The organism is Shewanella sp. SM23 (genome assembly GCF_025654295.1).
GTDB classification, from domain to species: Bacteria; Pseudomonadota; Gammaproteobacteria; order Enterobacterales; family Shewanellaceae; genus Shewanella; species Shewanella oncorhynchi.
Genome location: NZ_JAKKRM010000008.1, coordinates 137,109 through 161,318 on the forward strand (window position 1 = coordinate 137,109; position 24,210 = coordinate 161,318).

15 protein-coding genes are annotated in these 24,210 nt (G+C 47.4%); 5 read left to right on the forward strand and 10 right to left on the reverse strand.

Annotated features, from left to right (window positions below; all coding sequences use genetic code 11):
• Window positions 1-6 precede the first annotated feature (6 nt).
• From L5L98_RS12185 to L5L98_RS12210, 6 genes are all read right to left on the reverse strand, one after another.
• Window positions 7-4,533, reverse strand: a complete 4,527-nt coding sequence (locus L5L98_RS12185; RefSeq protein ID WP_263141226.1) for an EAL domain-containing protein — start codon at window positions 4,531-4,533, stop codon at window positions 7-9.
• Between the two features lie 371 nt (window positions 4,534-4,904).
• Complete coding sequence (gene prpF / locus L5L98_RS12190; protein ID WP_263141139.1) at window positions 4,905-6,110, reverse strand: 2-methylaconitate cis-trans isomerase PrpF; 1,206 nt, start codon at window positions 6,108-6,110, stop codon at window positions 4,905-4,907.
• 93 nt (window positions 6,111-6,203) lie between these two features.
• A complete protein-coding gene (gene acnD / locus L5L98_RS12195) occupies window positions 6,204-8,807 on the reverse strand; it encodes a Fe/S-dependent 2-methylisocitrate dehydratase AcnD (RefSeq protein ID WP_263141142.1) in 2,604 nt (867 codons plus the stop codon).
• Between the two features lie 80 nt (window positions 8,808-8,887).
• Window positions 8,888-10,015, reverse strand: a complete 1,128-nt coding sequence (prpC, locus tag L5L98_RS12200; protein WP_014611487.1) for a 2-methylcitrate synthase — start codon at window positions 10,013-10,015, stop codon at window positions 8,888-8,890.
• A 167-nt stretch (window positions 10,016-10,182) separates the two neighbouring features.
• Window positions 10,183-11,061: a methylisocitrate lyase gene (gene prpB / locus L5L98_RS12205; protein WP_006084450.1), complete on the reverse strand. Its 879-nt coding sequence runs from the start codon at window positions 11,059-11,061 to the stop codon at window positions 10,183-10,185.
• A 52-nt stretch (window positions 11,062-11,113) separates the two neighbouring features.
• The gene (locus L5L98_RS12210) at window positions 11,114-11,881 is read right to left on the reverse strand and encodes a GntR family transcriptional regulator (protein ID WP_006084449.1); all 768 of its coding nucleotides are present in this window, start codon (window positions 11,879-11,881) and stop codon (window positions 11,114-11,116) included.
• Window positions 11,882-12,181: 300 nt separating this feature from the next.
• On the opposite strand from L5L98_RS12210, the gene L5L98_RS12215 reads away from it, so the two are divergent.
• Window positions 12,182-12,676: a DUF523 domain-containing protein gene (locus tag L5L98_RS12215; RefSeq protein WP_263141148.1), complete on the forward strand. Its 495-nt coding sequence runs from the start codon at window positions 12,182-12,184 to the stop codon at window positions 12,674-12,676.
• A gap of 7 nt (window positions 12,677-12,683) precedes the next feature.
• On the opposite strand, the gene L5L98_RS12220 is transcribed toward L5L98_RS12215, so the two are convergent.
• The 3 genes from L5L98_RS12220 to L5L98_RS12230 all read right to left on the reverse strand — a co-directional run bounded on the left by L5L98_RS12220 (window position 12,684) and on the right by L5L98_RS12230 (window position 16,177).
• The gene (locus tag L5L98_RS12220; protein ID WP_263141150.1) at window positions 12,684-13,628 is read right to left on the reverse strand and encodes an acyltransferase; all 945 of its coding nucleotides are present in this window, start codon (window positions 13,626-13,628) and stop codon (window positions 12,684-12,686) included.
• A gap of 13 nt (window positions 13,629-13,641) precedes the next feature.
• Window positions 13,642-14,538 carry an acyltransferase gene (locus L5L98_RS12225; RefSeq protein WP_212600634.1) on the reverse strand — a complete coding sequence of 299 codons (897 nt, stop codon included), beginning with the start codon at window positions 14,536-14,538 and terminating at the stop codon, window positions 13,642-13,644.
• A gap of 112 nt (window positions 14,539-14,650) precedes the next feature.
• Window positions 14,651-16,177 carry a YifB family Mg chelatase-like AAA ATPase gene (locus L5L98_RS12230; protein WP_105250475.1) on the reverse strand — a complete coding sequence of 509 codons (1,527 nt, stop codon included), beginning with the start codon at window positions 16,175-16,177 and terminating at the stop codon, window positions 14,651-14,653.
• 216 nt (window positions 16,178-16,393) lie between these two features.
• Here L5L98_RS12230 and L5L98_RS12235 point away from each other — a divergent pair, with 216 nt between their 5' ends.
• The 4 genes from L5L98_RS12235 to L5L98_RS12250 all read left to right on the forward strand — a co-directional run bounded on the left by L5L98_RS12235 (window position 16,394) and on the right by L5L98_RS12250 (window position 23,137).
• Window positions 16,394-17,512: a YwqG family protein gene (locus L5L98_RS12235; RefSeq protein ID WP_263141154.1), complete on the forward strand. Its 1,119-nt coding sequence runs from the start codon at window positions 16,394-16,396 to the stop codon at window positions 17,510-17,512.
• A gap of 694 nt (window positions 17,513-18,206) precedes the next feature.
• Entirely contained in the window at window positions 18,207-19,235 is a 1,029-nt protein-coding gene (locus L5L98_RS12240; protein WP_173248009.1) for an ABC transporter substrate-binding protein, read from the forward strand.
• Between the two features lie 45 nt (window positions 19,236-19,280).
• The gene (locus tag L5L98_RS12245; protein ID WP_105253010.1) at window positions 19,281-21,065 is read left to right on the forward strand and encodes a GGDEF domain-containing protein; all 1,785 of its coding nucleotides are present in this window, start codon (window positions 19,281-19,283) and stop codon (window positions 21,063-21,065) included.
• 755 nt (window positions 21,066-21,820) lie between these two features.
• A complete protein-coding gene (locus L5L98_RS12250) occupies window positions 21,821-23,137 on the forward strand; it encodes a hemolysin family protein (RefSeq protein ID WP_105250472.1) in 1,317 nt (438 codons plus the stop codon).
• Between the two features lie 194 nt (window positions 23,138-23,331).
• Here L5L98_RS12250 and ilvY read toward each other — a convergent pair whose 3' ends face one another.
• Window positions 23,332-24,204 (reverse strand): HTH-type transcriptional activator IlvY, encoded by an 873-nt coding sequence (gene ilvY / locus L5L98_RS12255; protein ID WP_263141157.1) that lies wholly within the window; start codon window positions 24,202-24,204, stop codon window positions 23,332-23,334.
• Window positions 24,205-24,210 lie beyond the last annotated feature (6 nt).

Here is a 24,210-nt window from a genome sequence, read left to right on the forward strand (position 1 = left end):
CTTAAATCAAAGTGGCTGTGGCTTAGATTGATTTTTGAGTAAGGTTAAACAATCTTCGGCATTTAAGGGTTTACTCAGTAAAAAACCTTGTACTTGATCGCAACCCTGCATCGCCAAGAAGTTGAGCTGTTCTTGGGTCTCTACGCCTTCGGCGACGACATTCAGTTCTAAGCTGTGAGCGAGGGCAATAATGGCGCTGGTGATGGCGGCATCGTCGGGATCGTTGGTGATGTCTCTGACAAATTCTCGATCGATTTTGAGTGTGTCTATCGGGAAGCGTTTGAGATAGCTTAGGCTCGAATAACCCGTCCCAAAATCATCCACGGCTATGGTCAATCCTAGGGCCTTGAGTTTAGATAGGATGCTGACCGACTCCTGCGGATTGCCCATGATCATTGATTCAGTAAGCTCAAGCTCAAGGGATTGAGCCGGGAGACCTGATACGGCTAAAGCGACTTCGATGGTGGAGATAATGTCCGCCTTCAGTTGGCGAGCCGATAGGTTGACGGCAATAGTGATCCCGTTAAATCCTAGGCTGTTCCATTCGGCTAATTGCTGGCAGGCGTGGTTGATCACCCAATGGCCAATTTGAGTGATGATACCCGTTTCTTCCGCCAGTGGAATAAATTCCACCGGTGAAATAGGACCAAGTTCAGTGTGATACCAACGTAAAAGTGCTTCCAGTCCTGTGAGTGAACCATCTCGTAAACAGAATTTAGGTTGATAAACCAAGCTTAGTTCTTTGCGTTGGATAGCTTCCTTTAAACCACTTTCGAGTTGTACATGGCGGGTGGCGATTTCATTCAACTTAGAGGTATAAAACTGAAAGTTATTTCGACCTGATGATTTTGCGTGGTACATGGCGGTATCGGCAAATTTAATCAGTGAGTCGGCATTGTCCGCATCGTTAGGGTATAAGCTGATACCTATTGAGGTCGAAATGGTCAGCGTTTTATCGTCCAATAGGAAGGGCGTTTGGAATGCTCTGAGTACTTTTTCTGAGATCAGGGTTGCGGCTTTTGTTTTCGCAACACCTTCTAAAATAATAGTAAATTCATCGCCACCTAAGCGTGCGACAGTATCGCCATCACGCACTGCATTTTGCAGTCGTCTTGCCACGGCTTTCAGTAATAAATCTCCGACATGATGACCCATAGAGTCGTTGATATGTTTAAAGCGGTCGAGGTCTAAGAACAGCAAGGCAACGATATTATTCGCTCTGTGCGCTTGAGTAATCGCGTGATTGAGCCTGTCTTGAAATAAGGTTCGGTTCGGTAAGCCAGTTAATGTGTCGAAGCTGGCGAGGAAACGCAGATCTTCTTCGGCTTTTTTCCGCTCTGTGATGTCGGTAAATACTGCAACGAAGTGACTGGTTTCGCCTTTGATATCGATCACTTGGTTGATTTCAAGCCAGACTAAAATGGCCTGACGTTGTTTATTGCGGATCCAAAGTTCTCCGACCCAATGTTTGTGACGCAGTAGCTGTTGTTCAATTGTATTGAACAACTCCCGCTGTTGGCGACTAAAGGCTAAGTGAATGAAATGCCTGTCGGTTATTTGGCGTTCTGTGTACCCTGTAATGGCACAAAATGCTGGGTTGACCGAACGAATTCGATAATTTAATCCTCCCACTACAACGGCTTCGTTCATACTGTTAAGCACTTGTGATGACAGTACCAACTCGTTTTCAATCAGTTTGCGCGAGGTAATGTTACGGTTGGTCCCTGTCATGCGGATCGGATTATCTAGGCTATCTTTTTCCACCACTTTACCGCGGTCTAAAATCCATACCCAATTACCGGGGGAGCGTTCGACTCGGTACTCTGCTTCGAAGAAAGGCGAACGACCTTGAAGGTGTTCGTTAAGCTCAAATTTGAATCTTTCTCTATCCTCTGAGTGCATGCTCTCATGGGCTATATTGCTGCTATTCCAATGGGGGACTGAAGAATCCATATTGGTACGATAGACGCGATTTTCTGGTATGTTCCAGTCCCACATGCCATCGCCAGAGGCCCAAAGTGCAAGTTTGAGTCGCTCCTCTGAGGCGCGGATACTGGTTTCAAATTCGCGCTGTTGCTGACGTTTTCTTTTACGCCAGATAATGATCCAAGCCAACAGCCATAGAGAGAGCAAACTGTAGAGGGCATAGGCGAACTGAGTTCGATAGAAGGGCGCTTGTACATGAAGATCGACAGACAGGGCGTAGTCACCTTGAGTGTTGTATTGCAGCCCATGGCGAACATGCAGTTGGTAGTGACCAGGATTAATATTGGTGAAGGTGATTTCATTACCTGTGGGGAGCTCATGCCACTCGTTATCAAATCCCTCAAGAAAATAGCTGAAGCGGTTTTTACCCGTATAGCTGAAATCCAATGAGGTCACCTCAAAACTGATCAGCTGATCGCTATAGTCCATTACTATGCTAGGTGGATGACTTAAATCGAGAATAGTGTGCCCTTTACCCGCAATACTATAGCCAGTGAGTGCGACTTTAACATCGGGTCGTTGATCTGGAATTGACTTTGGATTGAAACGATTTATGCCATTAATGCCACCAAACCAGAGATCGCCATCGCTGTCTTCAAGTTTTACGCCACCGTTAAACTCCAGTGCTTGTAGCCCTTCTTGTTCGTTAAATATGATGACACGATTGGTTTTAGGATTGAGCTTTCCTATCCCCGCATTACTACTAAACCAAATGTTGTGTTCTTGATCCTCGAGTAAGGCATAGATGGTATCACTTGGTAATCCCTGATTGCGGGTATAGTGGCTAAAACCTGCATCAGTCTCTTGGGACGGTAACTTGCTGATCCCACCATGGGTGGCAAACCATACCTCGCCCGACTTTGTGACTAAAATATCGCGGACACGGTTGTTGATCAGGCTGTTTTTGTCTGAGGATTGATGGAAGTAGGATTTACCTGTGCCTGTTTTCATATCCAGTTTAAGTAGGCCATCGAGAGTACCTATCCATAGCGTGTCTTTGTGTGTTCTGAGGATTAAAAACTGGTTTTGTGCCGGATAGAAATTATCAATATGTGCCAATGAGATAAAAGTAAATTCATCGGTATTTATCGCCTTACGGTAGAGGGCATTGGTTGTTGCCACCCAGAGGTGACCTTGCTCATCAATATCTAAACTACGGATATAATTGGTTTCTGAGCCTTGATCAGTGCGTTCTGTCACCTTGAGTAACTGGAAGTGGCCATCTAGCGCCAGTCGACCTAACCCATAGTTAGTGGCAAACCAAAGCACGCCATTTTTGTCTTGGTCTATATCTCGCAGGATAAGATTCAAGTTGCGTTGATGCATCCCTAAGGCGTTAGCAAAGAGATCCGTGTAGTGTTCATATTTTCCATTGGCTAACATGCGTTTAAGCCCAGCACCTTCGGTGCCTATCCATAGCGCATTATCTTGGCTGCGGAACAAGGTGCGAATGTTATTACTTTGTTGCGACAGGTTAGGGGTGGATTCGTAAATATGCTGAAAATACTGACGACGGGTATTAATTTTATCTAGACCAGAATAACTGGCACCTAACCATAAATTGCCAAAGGGATCTTGCAGTAAGCTCAGTATGTTATTTTCACTAATACTGTTGGTACGCTTAGGATCATACCTGTGGTAGGTCGCAGTAAATGCCTTATCGTTTCTCTCGAGTTGAATAAGACCGGCTTCTGGCCCAACAACCCAAAAGTCACCCTGCTCAGTTTGGATAAAATCTTTAATGTAAGGCACATTATCGTCTGTCTGCCAGAGGATTTCGCCCTGTTGTGACGCCAAGTTGTAATGCCATAATTGCCCACCCAGAGCTAAGGTGATCGCATTAGCGGAATGTGCCCTAATTTGATGTGCAGTGAGATTCTGCGGGACATTTAAGCGAGTAATAGTATTGGCACTGACAGCAAAGGTGCCGCTATCTTGTGTTCCTGCCAGCAGGTAAGTGTCTTCAACATTGGCTAAGCTGGTGATGTGGGGTTGAACACTATTACCTAAGTTCACTTGGGTAATGCGTTTGGTTTTGGTCGATAGGGAAAATAGTCCTGCTTTAGTACCAATCCAGAGTGTATTGCCTACAACGCTGAGTTTGGTTGTGCGTGGATCGGTAAGCCCTTGTTCTTGTCCAAAGTGTTCAAAGGTCCCTTTGCTCAAATCGAGTCGATTTACCCCTTGGCTGAAAGTCGAAACCCAGATATTACCTTCTGAGTCTTGAATAATGTCAGAGACATAGCTCTCAGAAATACTCCTCGGATCATTGGGTGAATGGGGGAAAATATTGAAGCTGTGACCGTTATAAGCATGCAAACCATCTTGAGTGCCAATCCATAACATACCTGCATTATCCATAAACAGGCTAGTAATCGTATTTTGGGTAAGGCCATCTTCACTGCGAATATGTTCAAATTTGAGCTGTGTAGAAGCCGCGCTCAATGGTTGAGCTAATCCATTGCACGAGATCCCCCACAAACTTAGGATAAAAAGCGTACTAAACATTAGCTTGTGGATTAGTTGACTCAAATTTTCCCCTACCAAAAACGGACCCATCCTGATTAGGTTTCTATTTAGTTTAGTTCTTAGCCTAGACCTTACATGCCATTTTGCTGTAAAAATGCGACTTAAATTGCTGACTTGGTTTAAAAATAACCAAAATCGATGGGCGCGATTCTGTAATAGATCATGCAATATATTAACTGTACCGTTTTACTGCCAATATTCTTTTTTATGACGAGTTTGTATTCTGGCATTTTTGCTAAAGGATCTTAGCATTGTTTCAGGTATGTCAACATATCATGCTAAGACAAATACGGGCGAAGCAGATTAAAATGATGGGCGAGAATAGAAAAAAGACCTTGCCGGAAGGGGGAGAAGCAAGGTCTTTGGTTGAACTGTTTACTTAGATAAAATTACGCAGCGGGCACCCGCACAAAACCTTCCATTAGTACCCGGGCGCTGCGGCTCATAATGGCTTTGACAACTGTCCATTCACCATTCACTAAGTTTGCCTCGGCGCCAACGCGCAAGGTGCCAGAGGGATGGCCGAAACGTACAGCATCTATCGTTTTGTGAGTGTCTCCACCGCCTGCGGCTAAGTTGACTAAAGTGCCGGGAATTGCCGCCGCCGTACCAATCGCAACGGCAGCCGTGCCCATCATAGCGTGGTGCAGTTTGCCCATAGACAAGGCGCGTACCAGTAGGTCAATTTCATCTGTATTGACGGTTTTACCGCTCGATGAGACATAGGCTTTAGGTTTAGCGACAAAGGCGATTTTAGGCGTGTGTTGGCGTGCAACTGCTTCATCAATATGCGAAATCAAGCCCATACGCACGGCGCCATAGGCGCGAATGGTTTCAAATTTAGCCAGGGCGGCATTGTCGCTATTAATATCATCCTGTAGCTCAGTGCCTGTGTAGCCTAAGTCTTCTGCGTTGATAAAAATGGTGGGAATGCCCGCGTTGATCATAGTAGCGTTAAAGCTGCCAATGCCCGGCACTTCTAGCACATCGACAACATTACCCGTAGGGAACATGTTGCCCCCTTCACCGTCTTCATCGGCGGCGGGGTTCATAAATTCGATTTGCACTTCGGCGGCGGGAAAGGTCACACCATCGAGCTCAAAATCACCGGTTTCTTGCACTTCACCCTTGGTGATTGGCACATGGGCGATAATCGTTTTGCCTATGTTGGCTTGCCAAATTCGGACTGTACAGACGCCATTGTGTGGAATACGGGCCGTATCAATTAAGCCATTGCTGATGGCAAAGGCACCGACAGCGGCGGTCAAGTTGCCACAGTTACCGCTCCAATCTACAAAAGGTTTATCGATTGCCACTTGGCCGAAGATGTAATCGACATCGTGATCGGTTTGGGTGCTAGGGGAGAGGATCACGGTTTTGCTGGTGCTCGAGGTGGCTCCGCCCATGCCATCGATTTGTTTACCGTAAGCGTCTGGGCTGCCTATCACTCGCAGTAACAAGGCATCACGTGCGGGACCTGCAACTTGTGCGGCTTTAGGTAAATCCTGCAGACGGAAAAACACGCCCTTGCTGGTGCCGCCGCGCATATAAGTCGCGGCGACTTTGATTTGTGGCGGGAAAAAATTCTTACTCATGCTATTAACTCCAAGGGGAATAGCGATACAGGTTAGCGTTGCTATCAAAGGTGGCGATTCACGTGTGGAGTCGCCACCTGTTGAAAGCGAGTTTTACTTCAGATTCGACTCTAAAAAGTCCTGAGCAAAACGCTGCAATACGCCGCCCGCCTCGTAGATAGACACCTCTTCGGCGGTATCGAGACGACACGTCACCGGCACTTCGATGCGCTCCCCGTTTTTATGGGTGATGACGACAGTCAAATCCGCTCTTGGCGCTGGCGTGCCGAGGACATCGAACACTTCTGTGCCATCTATTCCATAAGTTGCACGATTGTCGCCCGCTTTAAATTCAAGTGGCAACACGCCCATACCGACTAAGTTAGTGCGATGAATGCGCTCGAAACCTTCGGCAACAATGGCCTCAACGCCCGCTAAACGCACGCCTTTGGCAGCCCAGTCGCGGGACGAACCTTGGCCGTAATCTGCGCCCGCTATGATGATTAGCGGCTGCTTACGTTCCATATAGGTTTCAATCGCTTCCCACATACGGGTCACTTGACCTTCTGGCTCGATACGCGTCAGTGAACCTTGTTGCACTTTACCGTCAACGATTGCCATCTCGTTTTTAAGCTTAGGATTGGCAAAGGTTGCGCGTTGGGCGGTTAAGTGATCCCCCCTGTGGGTGGCGTAGGAGTTAAAGTCTTCCTCCGGCAAGCCCATTTTGTGCAGGTATTCGCCCGCGGCGCTGTCCATCATAATGGCGTTAGAGGGCGATAAATGGTCCGTGGTGATGTTGTCACCCAGTACCGCCAGTGGTCGCATGCCCTTTAACGTGCGCTCTCCGGCCAATGCGCCTTCCCAGTAAGGTGGGCGACGAATATAAGTAGATTGCGGACGCCAATCGTACAGCGGGCTGATTTTTTCGCCGTAATCGACGGCTAAATCGAACATGGGCTCGTACACTTTACGGAACTGCTCAGGTTTAACACTGGTCGCAATCACGGCATCGATTTCTTCATCCGATGGCCAAATGTCGATAAGTTTGACTGGGTTGCCGTCTTTATCTAATCCCAACACATCCTTTTCGATATCGAAACGTATGGTGCCGGCAATTGCGTAGGCGACGACCAATGGCGGCGATGCTAAGAAAGCTTGCTTTGCATAGGGATGAATACGGCCATCGAAGTTGCGGTTACCCGATAACACAGCGGTGGCGTACAAGTCGCGGTCGATCACTTCTTTTTGAATCACAGGATCCAGCGCGCCACTCATACCGTTACACGTCGTGCAGGCAAAACCAACAATGCCAAAGCCGAGTTGTTCAAGTTCAGGTAATAGCTTGGCTTCTTCCAAATACAACTGCACAGCTTTTGAGCCGGGGGCGAGTGAGGTTTTGACCCAAGGTTTGCGGCTTAAGCCTTTAGCGTTGGCGTTGCGGGCAATGAGACCTGCAGCAATCACGTTGCGCGGGTTACTGGTGTTAGTGCAACTGGTAATCGCCGCAATAATCACAGCACCATCGGGCATTAAGCCGGGCTCGTTTTCGACTACGCCGCTAATTCCGCGCTCAGCCAATTCTGATGTTGGCACCCGTGCATGTGGGTTTGATGGCCCTGCAATGGTGCGCACCACCGAAGATAAATCAAAATGCAGTACGCGTGGATAGTGCACTTCGGTCAAGCTGTCGGCCCACAAACCTGCGGTTTTGGCATAGGTTTCAACCAGTTTAACTTGCTCGGCTTCGCGGCCAGTTAAGGTCAAATAATCTAAGGTTTGCTGGTCGATGTAGAACATGGCCGCAGTGGCACCAAATTCAGGCGTCATATTCGAAATCGTGGCGCGATCGCCTAATGTCAGCGCCGCTGCGCCTTCGCCGAAGAACTCTAAGTAAGAAGAGACAACTTTTTGTGCGCGTAGAAACTCGGTCAAGGCCAATACGATATCGGTAGCCGTAATGCCAGGCTGCGGTCTGCCCGTGAGCTCAACACCGATAATGTCCGGTAGACGCATATAGGATGCGCGCCCTAGCATGACGCTTTCGGCTTCTAAGCCGCCGACACCTATGGCGATAACACCGAGCGCATCAACGTGCGGCGTGTGGCTGTCGGTGCCAACTAAGGTATCGGGGAAGGCCACGCCATTGCGTGAATGCACCACAGGCGACATACGTTCTAAGTTAATTTGGTGCATGATGCCGTTACCCTGAGGGATGACATCAATGTTTTTAAAGGCTTTTTGTGTCCAATCAATAAAGTGGAATCTGTCTTCGTTGCGTCTGTCTTCGATGGCGCGGTTTTTGGCAAAGGCGTCTTTATCGAAGCCTCCAAATTCGACAGCGAGTGAGTGATCCACAATTAATTGTGTTGGTACAACAGGGTTCACTTTGGCGGGATCGCCACCCTTAGCGGCAATAGCGTCACGCAGACCTGCAAGGTCAACTAAAGCGGTTTGCCCCAAAATGTCGTGGCACACCACGCGGGCAGGAAACCAAGGGAAATCCAGTTCTTGCTTAGATTCGATAATCTGTTTTAGCGAGTCGGTCAAAACGGCCGGGTCGCAGCGACGGACTAAGTTTTCAGCTAAAACGCGCGAGGTGTAAGGTAGCTTGGCATACGCGCCAGCTTGAATGGCTTCTACGGCTTCGCGGGTATCGAAGTAATCGAGTTGAGTGCCGGGTAAGGGCTTGCGATATTGGGTATTCATAGCAGTGCTCATAACATCATCCATTTCGGAAAATGAAGTTGGCGCGAGACTTACATTGAGTGAAATCTCGCGCCAAGTGTGGTCAATTTTGCTTAACGGTTGGCAATCGGTACCACTTTGCGCGGTGCCACGCCCACATAATCGGCACTCGGGCGGATGATGCGGTTGTTAGAGCGTTGCTCCATCACGTGCGCCGCCCAGCCAGTGACGCGTGAACACACGAAGATTGGCGTAAACAACTTAGTCGGAATATCCATGTAGTGGTAAGCGCTGGCATGGAAGAAGTCAGCATTACAGAAGAGTTTTTTCTGTTCCCACATCAGGGCTTCGCAGGCAACTGATACGCGGTATAGGCGGTCGTCACCGTTGGCCGCCGCCAGTTTTTCTGACCATTCTTTGATGATGGCGTTACGTGGATCGCTGTCGCGGTAAATCGCGTGACCGAAGCCCATGATCTTATCTTTACGCTCGAGTTTGCCCATTAAGATGTCGCGCGCATCGGCTTCATCTTTCATATCTTGAATGAGTTCCATCGCCGCTTCGTTCGCGCCGCCATGCAGCGGACCGCGCAGTGAACCAATCGCCCCAGTGACGCACGAATGCATGTCTGACAGGGTGGAAGCACAGACGCGAGCGGTAAAGGTTGATGCGTTAAATTCATGTTCTGCATAAAGAATTAACGATACGTCCATCACTTTAGCATGCAGTGCCGACGGCGCTTTGCCATGTAATAAGTGGAGGAAGTGTGCGCCAATTTGATCGTCATCGGTTTCAGTATCGATACGCACGCCATCGTGGCTAAAGCGATACCAGTAACAGATGATCGATGGGAATGCGGCGAGTAAACGGTCGGTAATTTCACTCTGTTCGCTAAAGCTGTGCTCGGCTTCTAAGTTGCCTAGCATAGAGCAGCCAGTACGCATCACATCCATAGGATGAGTGTCGGCTGGAATGCGCTCCAATACTTCTTTTAATGCTTGCGGCAGACCGCGAAGGCCTTTGAGTTTGGTTTTGTAGGCATCAAGTTGGGCTTGAGTGGGCAGCTCGCCGTAAAGAATAAGGTAGGCGACTTCTTCGAAGGTGGCATTTTCACCGAGATCTTTCACATCATAACCGCGGTACGTTAGGCCCGAGCCTGACACGCCCACTGTGCTCAATGCGGTTTCGCCTGCGCTCTGGCCACGTAATCCTGCACCGCTTAGTTTTTTAGCTTCTGACATAATCCTTCCCTTCCGTTAACTCTATGTGGTTATTGCTGGTGGATGAATGCACTTATTTTTGAGTGTTCATTCGCCGACATTTATTGGTTAAGGCTGCACTTTTTATTTAATTTGTTTAACGCTAAATCGGTTTTAACGCCAAACCCTGTAGGGTTGCAGCTTTTCGGTTATTTATCTTGGCTGAACAGTTGATCTAACTTGTCTTCAAAGGCGTGGTAGCCCAAGTATTTATACAAGTCTTTACGGGTCTGCATAGTGTCTAGCACGTTGCGTTGATGACCATCATTCATCAGCGCTTGCATGACGTTCAGTGCGGCTTGGTTGGCTGCACGGAAAGTACCGAGTGGGTAGAGCACCATGTCGGCGCCCGCCTCGGCGAGCTCTTCTTTATTGAACAATTGGGTTTGACCAAATTCAGTCATGTTCGCCAAAATCGGTGCTTTTACCTGTGCTTTAAAATGGCGATATTGGTCTAGCTCAGTTAAGGCTTCGGCGAAGATCATGTCGGCACCGGCGGCGATATACGCTTGCGCGCGTTCAATACCCGCTTCTAAACCTTCTACGGCAACCGCATCGGTACGCGCCATGATCACAAAGTTAGGATCGGTACGGGCATCGACGGCCGCTTTAATGCGATCGACCATTTCTTCAATGCTCACTACCGCTTTGTTAGGTCTATGGCCGCAACGCTTTTGTGACACTTGGTCTTCCATGTGCACAGCGGCGACGCCGATTTTTTCGAATTCTTTAATGGTACGAGCAATGTTGAATGCGCCGCCCCAGCCAGTATCGATATCGACCAATAAAGGCACTTGCGTGGCAGAGGTGATGCGGCCGGCATCAATCAGCACGTCATTCATTGAGGTCATGCCTAAATCTGGCAAACCGTAGGAAGCATTGGCAACGCCAGCGCCCGAAAGATACAAGGCTTGGAAGCCTGTTTGTTCTGCCATTAAGGCAAAATAGGCATTGGTGGTGCCAACGATTTGTAACGGTTTGGCCTTAGCAAGAGCTTGGCGAAAACGTAATCCTGCGCTTTGGGTCATGGTTTTATCCTTTTCCATTTTATGGGAAGTGGGCATATTGAGCCGTAAGAACTTAGCTAATGTTGGCTAAGGTTTCTTTTGCGGCTGCATTGGCTTGCAATTCAATTAAGCGTAATTCGGTATTTTTACGCCCCTGTTCGATATGGCGGCGCATCAGCAAACTGGCCAACTCACCATCGCGCTGGGCAATGGCTTCGACTATGCGTCTGTGCTCGGCAATCGCTTTCACGGGACGATTTTTATTAGTGCACTGGTAGCGATACATACGCAGCAAGTGATACAGGCCGCCGACTAAGGTTTCCTGCAGATGCTTGTTACCGCTGGCTTGAATAATTTGGTAGTGGAAGTCGACATCGCCTTCCTCTTGGAAGTAAGTATCGCCTTTGGCGAGCGCTGCTTCTTGCGTTGCGAGCAGATCTTCTAGCTTGGCTAATTGTTCTGGGGTAATACGGCTGGCGGCGAGTTCGCAGGCCATGCCTTCAAGTACGCTACGTAGTTGATATAAATCGTTAAGTTCACTCACCGTCAGTTGGGCGACGCGGGCACCAACATGGGGTGCGCGCACTACTAAGCGTTGTCTTTCTAAGGTTTGCAGGGCTTCGCGGGTTGGGCCGCGGCTGATACCGTATTTTTCGGCCAGCGCTTGCTCGTTAATTTTACTGCCCGCAGGCAGTTCGCCCTTGATGATGCTGGTTTGGATCTGCACCAAAATTTGATCGGCTAATGTGGTCGACGTCTTATCTGCCGAGGTCGATTTGACCTTGTGCAGATGGGGAACTTGAGTGTCATCAGAAACGAACGTCGTGTCTTGCTTCAACATAGAGCGCATCACTATTAATAGGATTGTCGACAATGGGTAAAAAATAGCCCTCCCTTGGTGGATTGTCAACAATGTGTTTACTTAGACGTAAGTCTATATTTCAATAGATTTCTATTTTTATTATTGATTTTTATCATTTTATTTTAATTATCTCGTTATTAATATTTTATGTTATGAATATTTAAATATTAAATTGTCAACAATGACGTGGTTTTAACCTTCCTGCCTCGTTGCGGATGTTGATGGTTTTGGGGGAAATCGTCCAAATGCATTTGGCATGTTTATCCTTCGCGTTATGCTATGGGCGGAATGAGACATTTGGGGATGACAGTGGAAAAAGTGTTAGTGAGCAGTTGTTTACTCGGACAAGCGGTGCGCTACGACGGTGGCCATAACTTGATGGAGAGCGAGCTGGTGCAAACGTGGCTCGAGCAAGGGCGGATTGTGGCGATTTGTCCCGAATGTGCAGGCGGTTTGCCAACACCTAGACCGCCAGCGGAGCGGGTTGGGCAGCGTATCTTAACCGCTCAGGGTGAGGATGTGACTCACGCTTTTAGTCTGGGAGCCGATCTCGCGCTTAAGCTGGCGCAGCAACACGGGATTAAAGTGGCGATTTTAAAAGCCCGCAGTCCATCCTGTGGTAATAGGCAGATTTACGATGGTCAATTTGTAAAACAGTTAATTGCGGGACGAGGATTAACAGCTGAAAAACTCAGTGCCGCAGGAATAACCGTATTCAATGAATTGGAGTTATCCGCTGCAGCGGCATGCGTTGCTGAACTAGAGCAAAGCTAGAGACGAGCTAGCTTGCTTGAGTGTGATTGGGGCTGGTGGCCTTATTGTTCACACTTTGATGTGTTTGGAGTAAAGCATGAATTTGTAGATCTTTTTCCGCCCACACTTGGTTTAACCAGCGTTGGAATTCGACGCGGTACTCAGATTCAGAGAAATAACGTGCCGCATCGACCTGGGGCACGGGCAGGGCGTTAATTCGCACAATAATCTTACTGACCTTACCATTCATCACCCCAAACAGAATATCTTCAGGCGCATCTGGGTAGACGATTGTCATATCCAGCAGGTTAGTAAATTGTTCGCCCATGGCTGATAAGGTAAAGGCGATACCACCCGCTTTAGGACGTAACAAATGTTGATAAGGCGAGTTTTGGCGCTGATGTTTATCTTGGGTAAAACGGCTGCCTTCAACATAGTTAATGATTGACGTGGGCATATTGCTAAACTTGGCACAGGCGCGGCGTGTGGTCGCTAAATCTTTACCCTTAAGCTTTGGATTCTTTTTGAGTTTTGCGGGGCTGGTTCTATTCATAAATGGCATATCCAGCGCCCAACATCCTAGGCCCATGATGGGCACATAGATGAGTTCTTTTTTGAGGAAGAACTTCAGCATAGGGATGTGGTTACGTAACACGTAAGTTTGCGCGGCGATATCGAATCCACTGAGGTGGTTGCTGATCAGCAAATACCAGCTGTTTTTATCGAGTCCTTCGAGCCCTTTGACATCCCACTCAATTTTAGCGATCAAATACAAGATGCCACCGTTGCAGCAGGCCCAAGCCCACATAAAACGGTTCATGACCGTAGTCACCGCATTGCGCGCACCTTGTGCTGGCATCACAAGTTTCACTAATCCGCCAATGCTGATAAGCGAGCCCCAAACGGCGGTATTAATGATCAGCAAGCTTAAGCTCAGCATAAACAACACTGAACCAGGCAGGAAATTCAACATAGTGGCGTTACCTTTATTCTTTATTCGCTTGGCTAGCGAGTTGGCTTAACACTTGATCCTTAGTGAGCCAGAGTTGATTCAGTTGTTCTTGGAAGCCAATTTTAAAATCGCGGTCATTCATATAATCACCGCGCATTGCAGGATCAATATCGGAGACCTTGATGTGTACTTTAACGCTTGGCAACTTGCCTGTCAGGTAGTCCCAATAGCTCGGTACTGCGTCTGGGTAGTAAATGGAGACATCGACTAGCTTGTGGATCTGTTCACCCATGGCTGATAGCGCGAAGGCCATGCCGCCCGCTTTAGGTTTTAGCAAATGTTGGAACTGTGAGTTTTGTTTTTGATGCTTAGCCTTGCTGAAGCGCGTGCCTTCGACAAAGTTCATCACACTCACAGGCTTAGCCTTAAACTTAGTACAGGCTTTACGTGTAATTTCAATGTCTTTGCCCTTTAACTTAGGATTCTTACGCAACTGTGCCGTGCTATAACGACGCATAAAAGGAAAATCGAGTGCCCACCAAGCTAGGCCTAATACAGGCACAAAAATCAGCTCTTGCTTGAGGAAAAACTTTAAGAAAGGGATTTTTCGGTTAAAAATCCGCTGCAGGATCAGGATATCGACCCAAGACTGGTGGTTGGCAATCACCATATACCACTCTTTAGTGGAAAAGTCGGTGTCACCACTCAGTTCTATTTTAACGGGATGCAAGCAACGCTCAATCACGCCATTGACGCTGATCCAAGCACTGGCACAAAAGTCGAGCACATGACTAGTCGCAGTCCTTAATGGACTGATAGGTATCAGTTTTATAAAACTTATTAACACGATTGGGATAGTCCAAAAGACGGTATTTATAACGTAACCTAAAAATGCAATACAGCCTTTTATCTGTGAAAACAGCATTCCCATCCGAGCCCCCTGACAAAAATTGGAGGCCTATGTTACTCGGTGTAGGCGTTTGGCTCAATCTTAGGCACTGCTGGTCGGTGCATTTGTTCATCTTCACTGTAAAGTGGCTGACTCAATATTGCTGGGATAGTCGTGCCAGCAACCTATCCATAGCACGATAACCCAGTGCTTGGGCAAGATGACGGCGTTCGGTGTTAGGTGCTTGTTCAAGATCGGCGATAGTGCGGGCGACTCTTTGTATACGATGAAAACTGCGAACCGAAAGGCCAAGCTTGACCACGCTTTGCTCCAAAAATACTAAATCAGCATCACTGAGCCCGCTGAAGCGTTTCAATTGTTTCCCTGTAAGTTCGCTATTGAGCACACCAGCACGGGCGAGTTGTAGCTCACGCGCCAGCTTCACTCGTTTGGCGATATCTTGGCTGGTTTCTGTCTGCGGCGCGGCTTGAGTCAAGGTGCCCGCGGGAAGTTTGGGCACTTCTATGGTCAAGTCGAAACGATCGAGAAACGGACCTGAAAGCCGCGAAAGGTAACGTTGGATTTGTTCTGGGCTGGATCTATGATGGCTATCCAAGTCGCCACTAGGGCTAGGATTCATCGCTGCGATTAATTGGAATCGACTTAAAAATGTCAGCTTAGCGGCGGCGCGGGAAATCACTACTTCGCCGGTTTCCATCGGTTCGCGCAGGCAATCTAAGACTTTACGCGGAAATTCAGCCACTTCATCCAAGAATAATACACCGCGATGGGCGAGGGAGATCTCCCCAGGTTTTGGGATACTGCCACCGCCCACGAGGGAAATTGAAGAACTCGTGTGGTGCGGTGCCCTAAATGGTCGCTGTAAAAAATGCTGCGGTTTAATGTCGAGTCCTGCAACGGAATGAATTGCCGCCACTTCTAACGCTTCCTCATAATTGAGCGCGGGCAATAGCGCCATCATGCGGCTGGCAAGCATGGTCTTGCCAGTACCCGGCGGGCCTAGCATCAAGAGGTTGTGGTTACCCGCAGCGGCAATTTCGAGTGCTTGCTTGGCCTGATATTGGCCAATCACATCGCTCAGGCAAGTATGGGACTCGGGTGTCTCTTGGCTTACCCATTCTAACTGTGGCGCCAGTGTTGGCAGTTGGTTTTGCCCTTGTAAATACGCGGCTAGACTTTGCAGATGCGAACCAAATAACACATTGGGATAGCCGACTAGCTCGGCATCGTGGCGGTTATCTAGCGGTAAGACCAAGGTATGGTCTTGGCGCTTTGCAGCGATAATCGCGGGCAATAACCCTTGGCAATAACGTATGTGTCCAGACAGTGCCAACTCACCGACAAACTCGATATTTTTTAAACTGTTAATGGGAATCTGTTCCGAAGCGGCCAATATGCCCACGGCGATGGGTAAGTCGTAGCGGCCACCTTGTTTAGGTAAATCAGCTGGCGCGAGATTGACGGTTATCCGCCGCATTGGAAACTCGAATCCCGCATTGATCAAGGCACTGCGTACTCGCTCACGGGCTTCTTTTACCGAAGCTTCGGGTAAGCCTACAAGATTAAATGCAGGTAAGCCGTTGCTGAGATGCACTTCAACTGTGACTTGTGGAGCTTCGACCCCACAACTGGCTCGGGTATTGACACAGGCAATCGCCATAAACAAATCCTTTTGTTGATCTTTTTCGCTGAATTTGAGTGTAGCAGTAATTAATGGGAGGGGTTTCCTATCGCCTAGGTCGTTGCCCTTCTCATTAGCAAGCCGTTGACTCCGGCTTTGCTAATCGTGTGATAGGCTTGGCAATTTACCTTATTTGAAGATGGCAAATAGTTGATAGAAATGATAAAAAACAAACATTGGAGTCGTGAGGTAAATATGGATATATTTTTAGCAGAAAATTCCCCCATTCGTCGGCAGTTGTTAGAGCAAAAGCTGGCGCAGTTTAAAGACCCACATCTTGCCCATACGCTTTCGGCGTTTATTCGCAGTAGTGTCGATCTCTATCCCTGTGCAATCGAAGACTATGCCCAGTTAGGTAACAGCCGGCTGGGTGGATTGCCGGATTTGCCTGTCGGCATGGATTATCCGGTGACTTTGGTTGGACGGGAGGAGATGCTGGATGCTTACGCTGAGGAATTCGACCACACTCGCGAGTATATCGAGGAACATTATTGTTGGTCGCAAGATTCGGATTGGGACGAGGCGGCGCAAGCCTTCCGTGTGCCCATGCAATTTATCGCACAGCTCAACTGCAGCGACCTGAAGGCGTTTCAATCTTATTTGCCTCGAGAAGGGCGATTGTTGTTCTTTTTGGAGCGCTGGCGATTCTCGGAAATGCTTCGCGGCCATGTCTATTATGTCGCTGAGGATCAACAACTGAACTCTGGAAAAGCGATTGCCGAACCTAAGTTCGACGATGCGGTATGTGCAAACTATGAGTATGAAGAGGCTTATCAACTTCAGGGAATTGCCAGCATTAAGATGATAGCCCCTGACATGATTAATAGTGACAACCCGCATTTAGTAAAGTTAGCCAAGGCACGTTTACAAGCGCTACCAGAACCGCAACAAGCTATGGTGCTGGAGGCCCTAGCGGTTGTGGATGACGAATTGGCATCTGAGTGGCAAGATCAGCTCTACTTCTTTGACCTGATGAAAATGAATAAGCAGGGGTTAATTCCCGGGCAGATTTTCACTCAAGCGCAGTGGGCGGCACTACCTGAATGGCAGTCATCCAACCTGCAGGAATTGCTCGTTCCCGAGCAGCCGCTGCCCTATTTCGATGGGATAGCCAGCATTAATGGCCATGGTGATAGCCGCTATAAAGCACCCGAACTCCGCGCCGCGGCTGAATTAGGCGGCAATGCCGAAGATTATCTAGTACTGTTCAAAGTCGTCTACAGTGAGCATTCTATGCAATTGAATTTTATTATCCACCGGGACGATCTCGCGTCGGGTCAATTTGAACGCATTTACTGCATTTATGATTATTAGTTCATTGATAAGGTTGGCTACTGCCAACCTTTTTGTTTGGCGATGCGGGTTACACAGCAATCGGAGTACATCGAGACGATTGAAGGTGTATGTTGCGACCGATTAAAAGAAGAGTCACAAGCACAATTTAGTGCCTTTGAATGAATGTGAGTTATAAATGATTGATTCTGGGAGAAATGATTACGACTGAATAGATTGAGCGTTTGATGATTATATTTAATTATTTCAATTAGTTAATAGAAATTGGTTAACCTATGCCATTATATGAAGGCATCGTTGAGCAGCCTCATTTGGTTTACCCTCCACTGAAAATCATGGTTCCCCTATCCACGACCTTGATTCAACTCGACCGCTAGGCTGCATTAACGTCTGAGTTCTAACTTGTATTCCTTTTAAGTCCCCGTCATTTTCTCCGTGGTTAGGTCGCAAGACTGACCATAAGGCCGCCACTTACATCCCCATAAACATTCTGCTACTGAGCCACTCGAACCCCCTATACCGACAGGGTGTCGGAATAAATAGTCAGCATATAAAGTATACTTTGTATCATTTTGTGGTTTAATCGAAACATCTGCTGCCGATTTTAGCAACATTTTTGGCGGCGATGCGGTAACAAGGTTGTGAATCGATAATAATAAAGTGACCTCTTGTGAAGGATGACATTTGAGGGAACATGGTCGAGGAGAACTCGCCTATGCGTTCGTGGATGTTAGCGTGTGTGTTTATCTGTACTGCGGGTTTTGGTGGGGCAGCATGGGCAAAACTCGATGTGGTTTTTTTTAATCCTGGGGCTGTCGATGACAGTTTTTGGGGAGATGTCGACCAATTGATGTTGGCGGCATCGACGACACTCGATATTAAACTCGATATCATTCATTCCGATCGCAATCACTTCAAGATGATCACTCAACTCGATGAGTTGTTAGCTTCTGCAAAGGCGTTACCTAATTACGTTATTCTGGTTAATGAAAAACAATCCGCGATAAAAATGCTGCAGGCGCTTTATCCTCACCCTGTCTATGTACAATTGATTTTAAATGATATTTCCCCTGGCGAGCGTGATGCCTTGCTGCAAGATCCCCATTGGCAAGAATATCTGTTACCCGCCATTATTCCCGATAATTACGCTATTGGTTCGGCGACCGCTAAGGCCTTAATGGACGACTTAGAGGGAAAGGCGGCTAAAGTTCTGTTGATTTCGGGCGATAAATCGACGCCTGCTTCAGTGCTACGAACCCAAGGCGCCAGTGACTATTTCTTTATGCAGTCCAATGCCACTCTGACTCAAACGGTTTATGGCCAATGGAGTGAGGCTGTGGCTTATGGGCAAGCGTTAACCCTGCTGAATCGTTATCCTGATCTGAATGTGATTTGGACCGCCAGTGATCGTATGGCGATTGGGGTGCTTAAGGCATTGAAGGAAAAAGGTTTGGTGTCTGGTAAAGATGTATTTGTCGGTACGATCAATACTTCACCTGAGATTTTACAGCTTTGTCGCCAGCACTCTGTGAGTGTTATTGGTGGCGGGCATTTTTTGGTTGGCGCTTTAGGTTTGGTCGAATTGCAATATTATCAGCAGCATAAAAAATATCTCCCCTATGACAATGTTGCCTTGTTCGGTGTTTTGCAACCAGATTCGGCATTTTATCAAATGTTAGTTGCTCGAGATTGGCCACAGATTTTCCAGTCTCAGATTTTGAATAAGTTGCCCCTTAAGGCGTAATAACAGGTGTACATGAAGCATCATAATCATTCTATTAGCCACAAGATGACGCTGATTATTATTGGGGTGAGCTCGTTTTTTGCTGTGTTAACTATGCTGGTACAGTTGATTTGGAACTATCAGGATAGTATCGATAATGCGACTTCGGATATCCGCGAGTATTCAGAATCTATTTTGCCAAGCGTGGCTAAGTCACTGTGGGACGTCGACCGTAGCTTGTTATCGGATTTGCTCTCTGGACTGGGGATGATGCCATTAGTGTCGAGTGTACATTTAGACAGTATCGATGGCGTCACTATGCATCTGGGTAAACCTTTGTTAACCGATGATGAGTCGCAAACTCTATTTCACTATCCTGTGACCTATCAAGAGCAGTCGATAGCGACTTTGACCGTAGGGTTAGATACCAATCGGCTTTACTACGAGCTGTGGCGGCAGTTGATTTTTATCGTGCTTGGTAATGGGTTAAAGACCCTATTGATGATTTATTTGATTTTGACCTTAGTGCGACTCATGGTGACAGATAGATTGTCGGCACTGGAAGATTTCACTAATAAAATCAATCTTAACTCGTTAAAAAAGTTATCTGTGCCCGAGACGGTAACCGCAAGACCCGATGAAATAGCCCATGTGGCATTGTCACTTAAAGGTATGTATCAAAGGATACGTAATGATTTAGCCATCAATAAACGTCAGCAACGTGCACTGCAACAACAGCAGCATTTATTGTCTGACTTAGTCAAAGAACGAACTAAAGAATTAGATTGGCAGTCGCAGTCGAATCAATTGTTGGCCGAGATTTCATTGCAATTTTTGAGCATAGATACCTGCAATGTGGATAAAACCTTAACTGAGGTATGCCACAAAATAGGTCAGTTATTTGATGTTGAAAGGGTGAGTCTTCTCGAATTCAATCAGCAGCATGCCTATTACCGCAGCTTTTGGACCAGTGACTTACACGCAAATAAGGTCCAAGTGATTTCGGTAGATAATATTGCTCAACTGGCTAAAAAATTCGAGACGGAATCGACCTTAGTGATTGAGGATCTTGAGGCGTTAAAGGCTTTTTCACCACAGGAATATGAGGTAATGAAATCCGTGGGGATATGTTCGATTGCCGCCTTTGCGATTAAAAATGCTGGGGAGTTATTGGGATTGCTCTCGCTGTCGACTGTGTCGCGGCCATTAAATTGGAACGCCCAGAAAAAGAATATGTTGACCCAATTCGCCTCCGCATTGAACGAGTTACTGCTACGCGAACAGAAAGAGCGTCAGATGATAGTGCTACAACAAGCGCTGGTTGCCGCGAATAGCCAATTAAAGGTGATGGCTGAAACCGATGAGTTAACTGGCTTAGCTAATAGACGACCCTTTACCGAAAGATTAGCTACTGTGCTACAAGCTAACACTCCAGCGGGATTGTTAATGTTAGATATCGATTATTTCAAATCCTACAACGACACTTATGGTCATCTTGAAGGCGATACTGTGCTTAAACGGGTGGCTGATGCCTTAGCACAGTGCGATATCCTGCCGCACAATGCTCTATTGGCTCGCATTGGTGGTGAAGAGTTTGCTTTGGTCGTCGAGCAGGTCACGCCAGCACAGTTAACGGCTATTGCTACGCAACTGTGTTATCTCGTTGAGCAACTCAATATTCCCCATCAAGTATCTCCCTTGGCTGTGGTGACGATCAGTATTGGCAGCGTGTTTTTGCCATTAGATAAGATCTCTGGGTTTAAGATGGCCGACGTATTACGCCGCGCCGATGTTTGCCTCTATCGCGCTAAGGATAAAGGTCGCAATAGAGTCGAGGTTGAAGTGATTTAATGGGAGCCGGTTGAAGGTGACGTTACTCTTTCGCCAAGATATCACAACACGTTGCTGGATTGGCTACTGAGCTTCAAGAGTCTAGGCGCTATGCTGCAAAATTGGAGACATATTCGGTTAGCATCACCACGCCACAGACGTCCTCAATCATGCTAACTAATTGATAACATTTATGTGAAACACAGCTGTAGATAAGTCGCTAAGATAAAAATTACTCAAGGTGAGGTAATATTAGGCGGCAGATGAGATATAATCTGTCGCCTATTGTCGATTTAGCGATGCACTCTGAGTGACATCCATGCTGCCATTCTGGACGTATTTTACGTAACGCAACTAAGCAAAGCCACGACTGCATAGTCAATTCTGTTGGTTTAAATGTACGTTCTAGCAGCTCAATATCAAAGCCACCGCGCTCGGATGTCTAATGCCATCGAGTCGAGTAAAATAATTAAATGCTGTATATTCAGTCGTTTCGACATAAAGAATTACTTAAATGATGCAAGTGCATTAGCGCTATGCGTGGGCTGCGAGAGCGGAGTCACGCATAACTCGTGAATTTGCAGATATACTGAGTGCACCCTAAGGATTGTCATCTAAGCGCTCATTCATCTCAGGGGTGAAAGTGGTCAATACAATCTTGTTGTACAGCGACCAGACAAAGCAAACTTTGCTCAAATACAATGAATTCAACTGACTTGCGAGCAATAAAGCGCGGGTTGGTCCTAGTTAGTCCAGTGTTAAATGAAAGGTGTTACATGAGTCTCTTTGATAACGTGATGATTATATTGTGTCTAATCGGCGCGAGTTGTTTTTTCTCTATGTCAGAAATTGCACTTGCCGCTTCACGTAAAATTCGTTTACGTCAGTTAGCCGATGAGGGCGATGCACGAGCAGAAAAGGTGCTGCAGTTACAAGCCGTTCCCGGAAGCTTTTTTACGGTAGTACAAATTGGTCTTAATGCCGTTGCCATCATGGGCGGTATTGTGGGTGAGTCGGCATTTCGGCCTTACTTCTATCAGTTGCTTTCCCCTTTAGTTGCCGAGCCTTGGCTGAGCCAATTGAGCTTTGTTTTATCCTTCATAACGGTAACCAGCGCCTTTATTTTAGTCGCCGATTTAATGCCAAAACGCATTGCCATGGCGATGCCTGAGCCTGTCGCTTTAGCCGTTGTCGGGCCTATGTCTTTCTGTATTGTGCTATTACGCCCATTAGTGTGGTTTTTCAACGGCATGGCGAGTGGTATCTTTAAACTGCTGCAGATCCCAACCGTGCGTAACGATGCCATCACCTCCGACGACATTTATGCCGTCATGAATGCCGGTGCCGAAGCAGGGGTGCTAGATCGCGGTGAGCAACAGATGATGGAAAATGTGTTTGAAATGCAAACCGTTTCTGTGACTTCGGCCATGACGGCCCGTGAAAGCTTAGTGTACTTTTTACTGCAAGACAGTGAAGAAGATATCAAGCGTAAAATTTCTGAAGATCCCCATACTAAGTTCCTCGTCTGCGATGGTCAGTTAGATATGATCAAAGGCTTCGTGGATGCGAAAGAATTGCTGATCCGTGTGATCAACGGTGAGAATATCATCTTAAAAGGCAGTAACTTAATCCATACTTCGCTGATCATTCCCGATACGCTGAGCCTGTCAGAAGCGATGGAATACTTTAAAAATAGTCGCGCCGATTTTGCCGTGGTCATGAACGAATACGCCTTAGTGGTGGGGATTGTCACGACTAACGATCTACAGCGCGCCGTAATGGGGGCTTGGTCATTGCACGAGAGCGAAGAGCAGATCATCGCCCGTGATAGCAACTCTTGGTTAGTCGACGGTGTGACGCCTATTACCGACGTAATGCGCGCCTTTGGTATTGAGGAGTTTCCGCATAATCAGAACTACGAAACCATTGCTGGTTTTATGATGTATATGCTGCGTAAAATCCCTAAGCGTACGGATTTCGTGAACTATGCGGGCTATAAATTTGAGGTGGTCGATATCGATTCGTACAAGGTCGATCAGCTATTGGTGACCCGTATCGATCCTATTGATAAGCTCAACTCGCCGGATGTGTAATCCTGTCATCTTGTGTTGATTGCCTTGCGATAGAAATCTTGTGGCAATAGTTCGTTAGCACCAATTTGATAACAACTGTTCGATAGTGAAGCGGTTCTCTTTCAGCTAAGTTTTTAGCTTTTTGAGAGCCGTTTCGGTTTTCTATCTCGTTGAAACTCTCCACTCGCACTTTTATTTTGTATTACTTTCCCCGTTTAAATCACATCCAAAAACGCATTAACGATGGGATCATCAAGTCGTTTCACTTTGCAGCAGCAACCTAACTCGAACGGTGGAATCGCCACTGGCGACGAGAGCAACTGAATGCGATCACGCACTGGGCTATTATTGATCACCACTTCGGGGCTCATGCTCACGCCACAACCTAACGCTACCATAGAGGCGATCGCTTCCTGTCCCGAGACTTGGGCGTAAATATTAGGGCTGATGCCCATTTGTTTGAACCAGTTATCGGCGCGGCGCCGTCCTGGGCCGTGATCTGGGATGATAAAGGGCACGCTCGACCAATCGATGGGCGTTTGACTCACTTGTTGCTGTACTGCACAGCGGATCGTCGGTGCGATAATCGACAGTGGCACATCGTCGATTTTGGCAAAATGTAAGCTGCTGGGGAAAGGATCCGGCAAGGCGGCGATGGCGATATCGGCGCGATTCTGCTGCACTTCGGCCAGTGCGTTCGCCGCATCTCCCGTGGTTAAAGCAATCTCGACGAAGGGATGTTCTTGGCGGAATAAATCCAATAAACCCGGTAAATGACTGTAGGCAGCAGTGACCGAGCAATATAGATTTAACCGACCGCGCAGTACGTCCTGCTTGAGATCGATACTGTGCTTGAGTGTGCTCCAATGGTTCAAGGTCTGCTCGGCGAATCGCTTAAACTCGTGTCCCGCGAGGGTTAAGGTCACGCTGCGATTATCCCGCTCTAACAGTTTAGCGTTCACTTCTTCTTCTAATCTTTGCAGTGCTCGGCTTAAGGTCGATGGGCTCACATGCATCTGCTCCGCGGTCTTGGCGAAGTGCAAACTGTCACATAAGTGCAGGTACAATTTGAGGGTACGAATATCCATAACTTA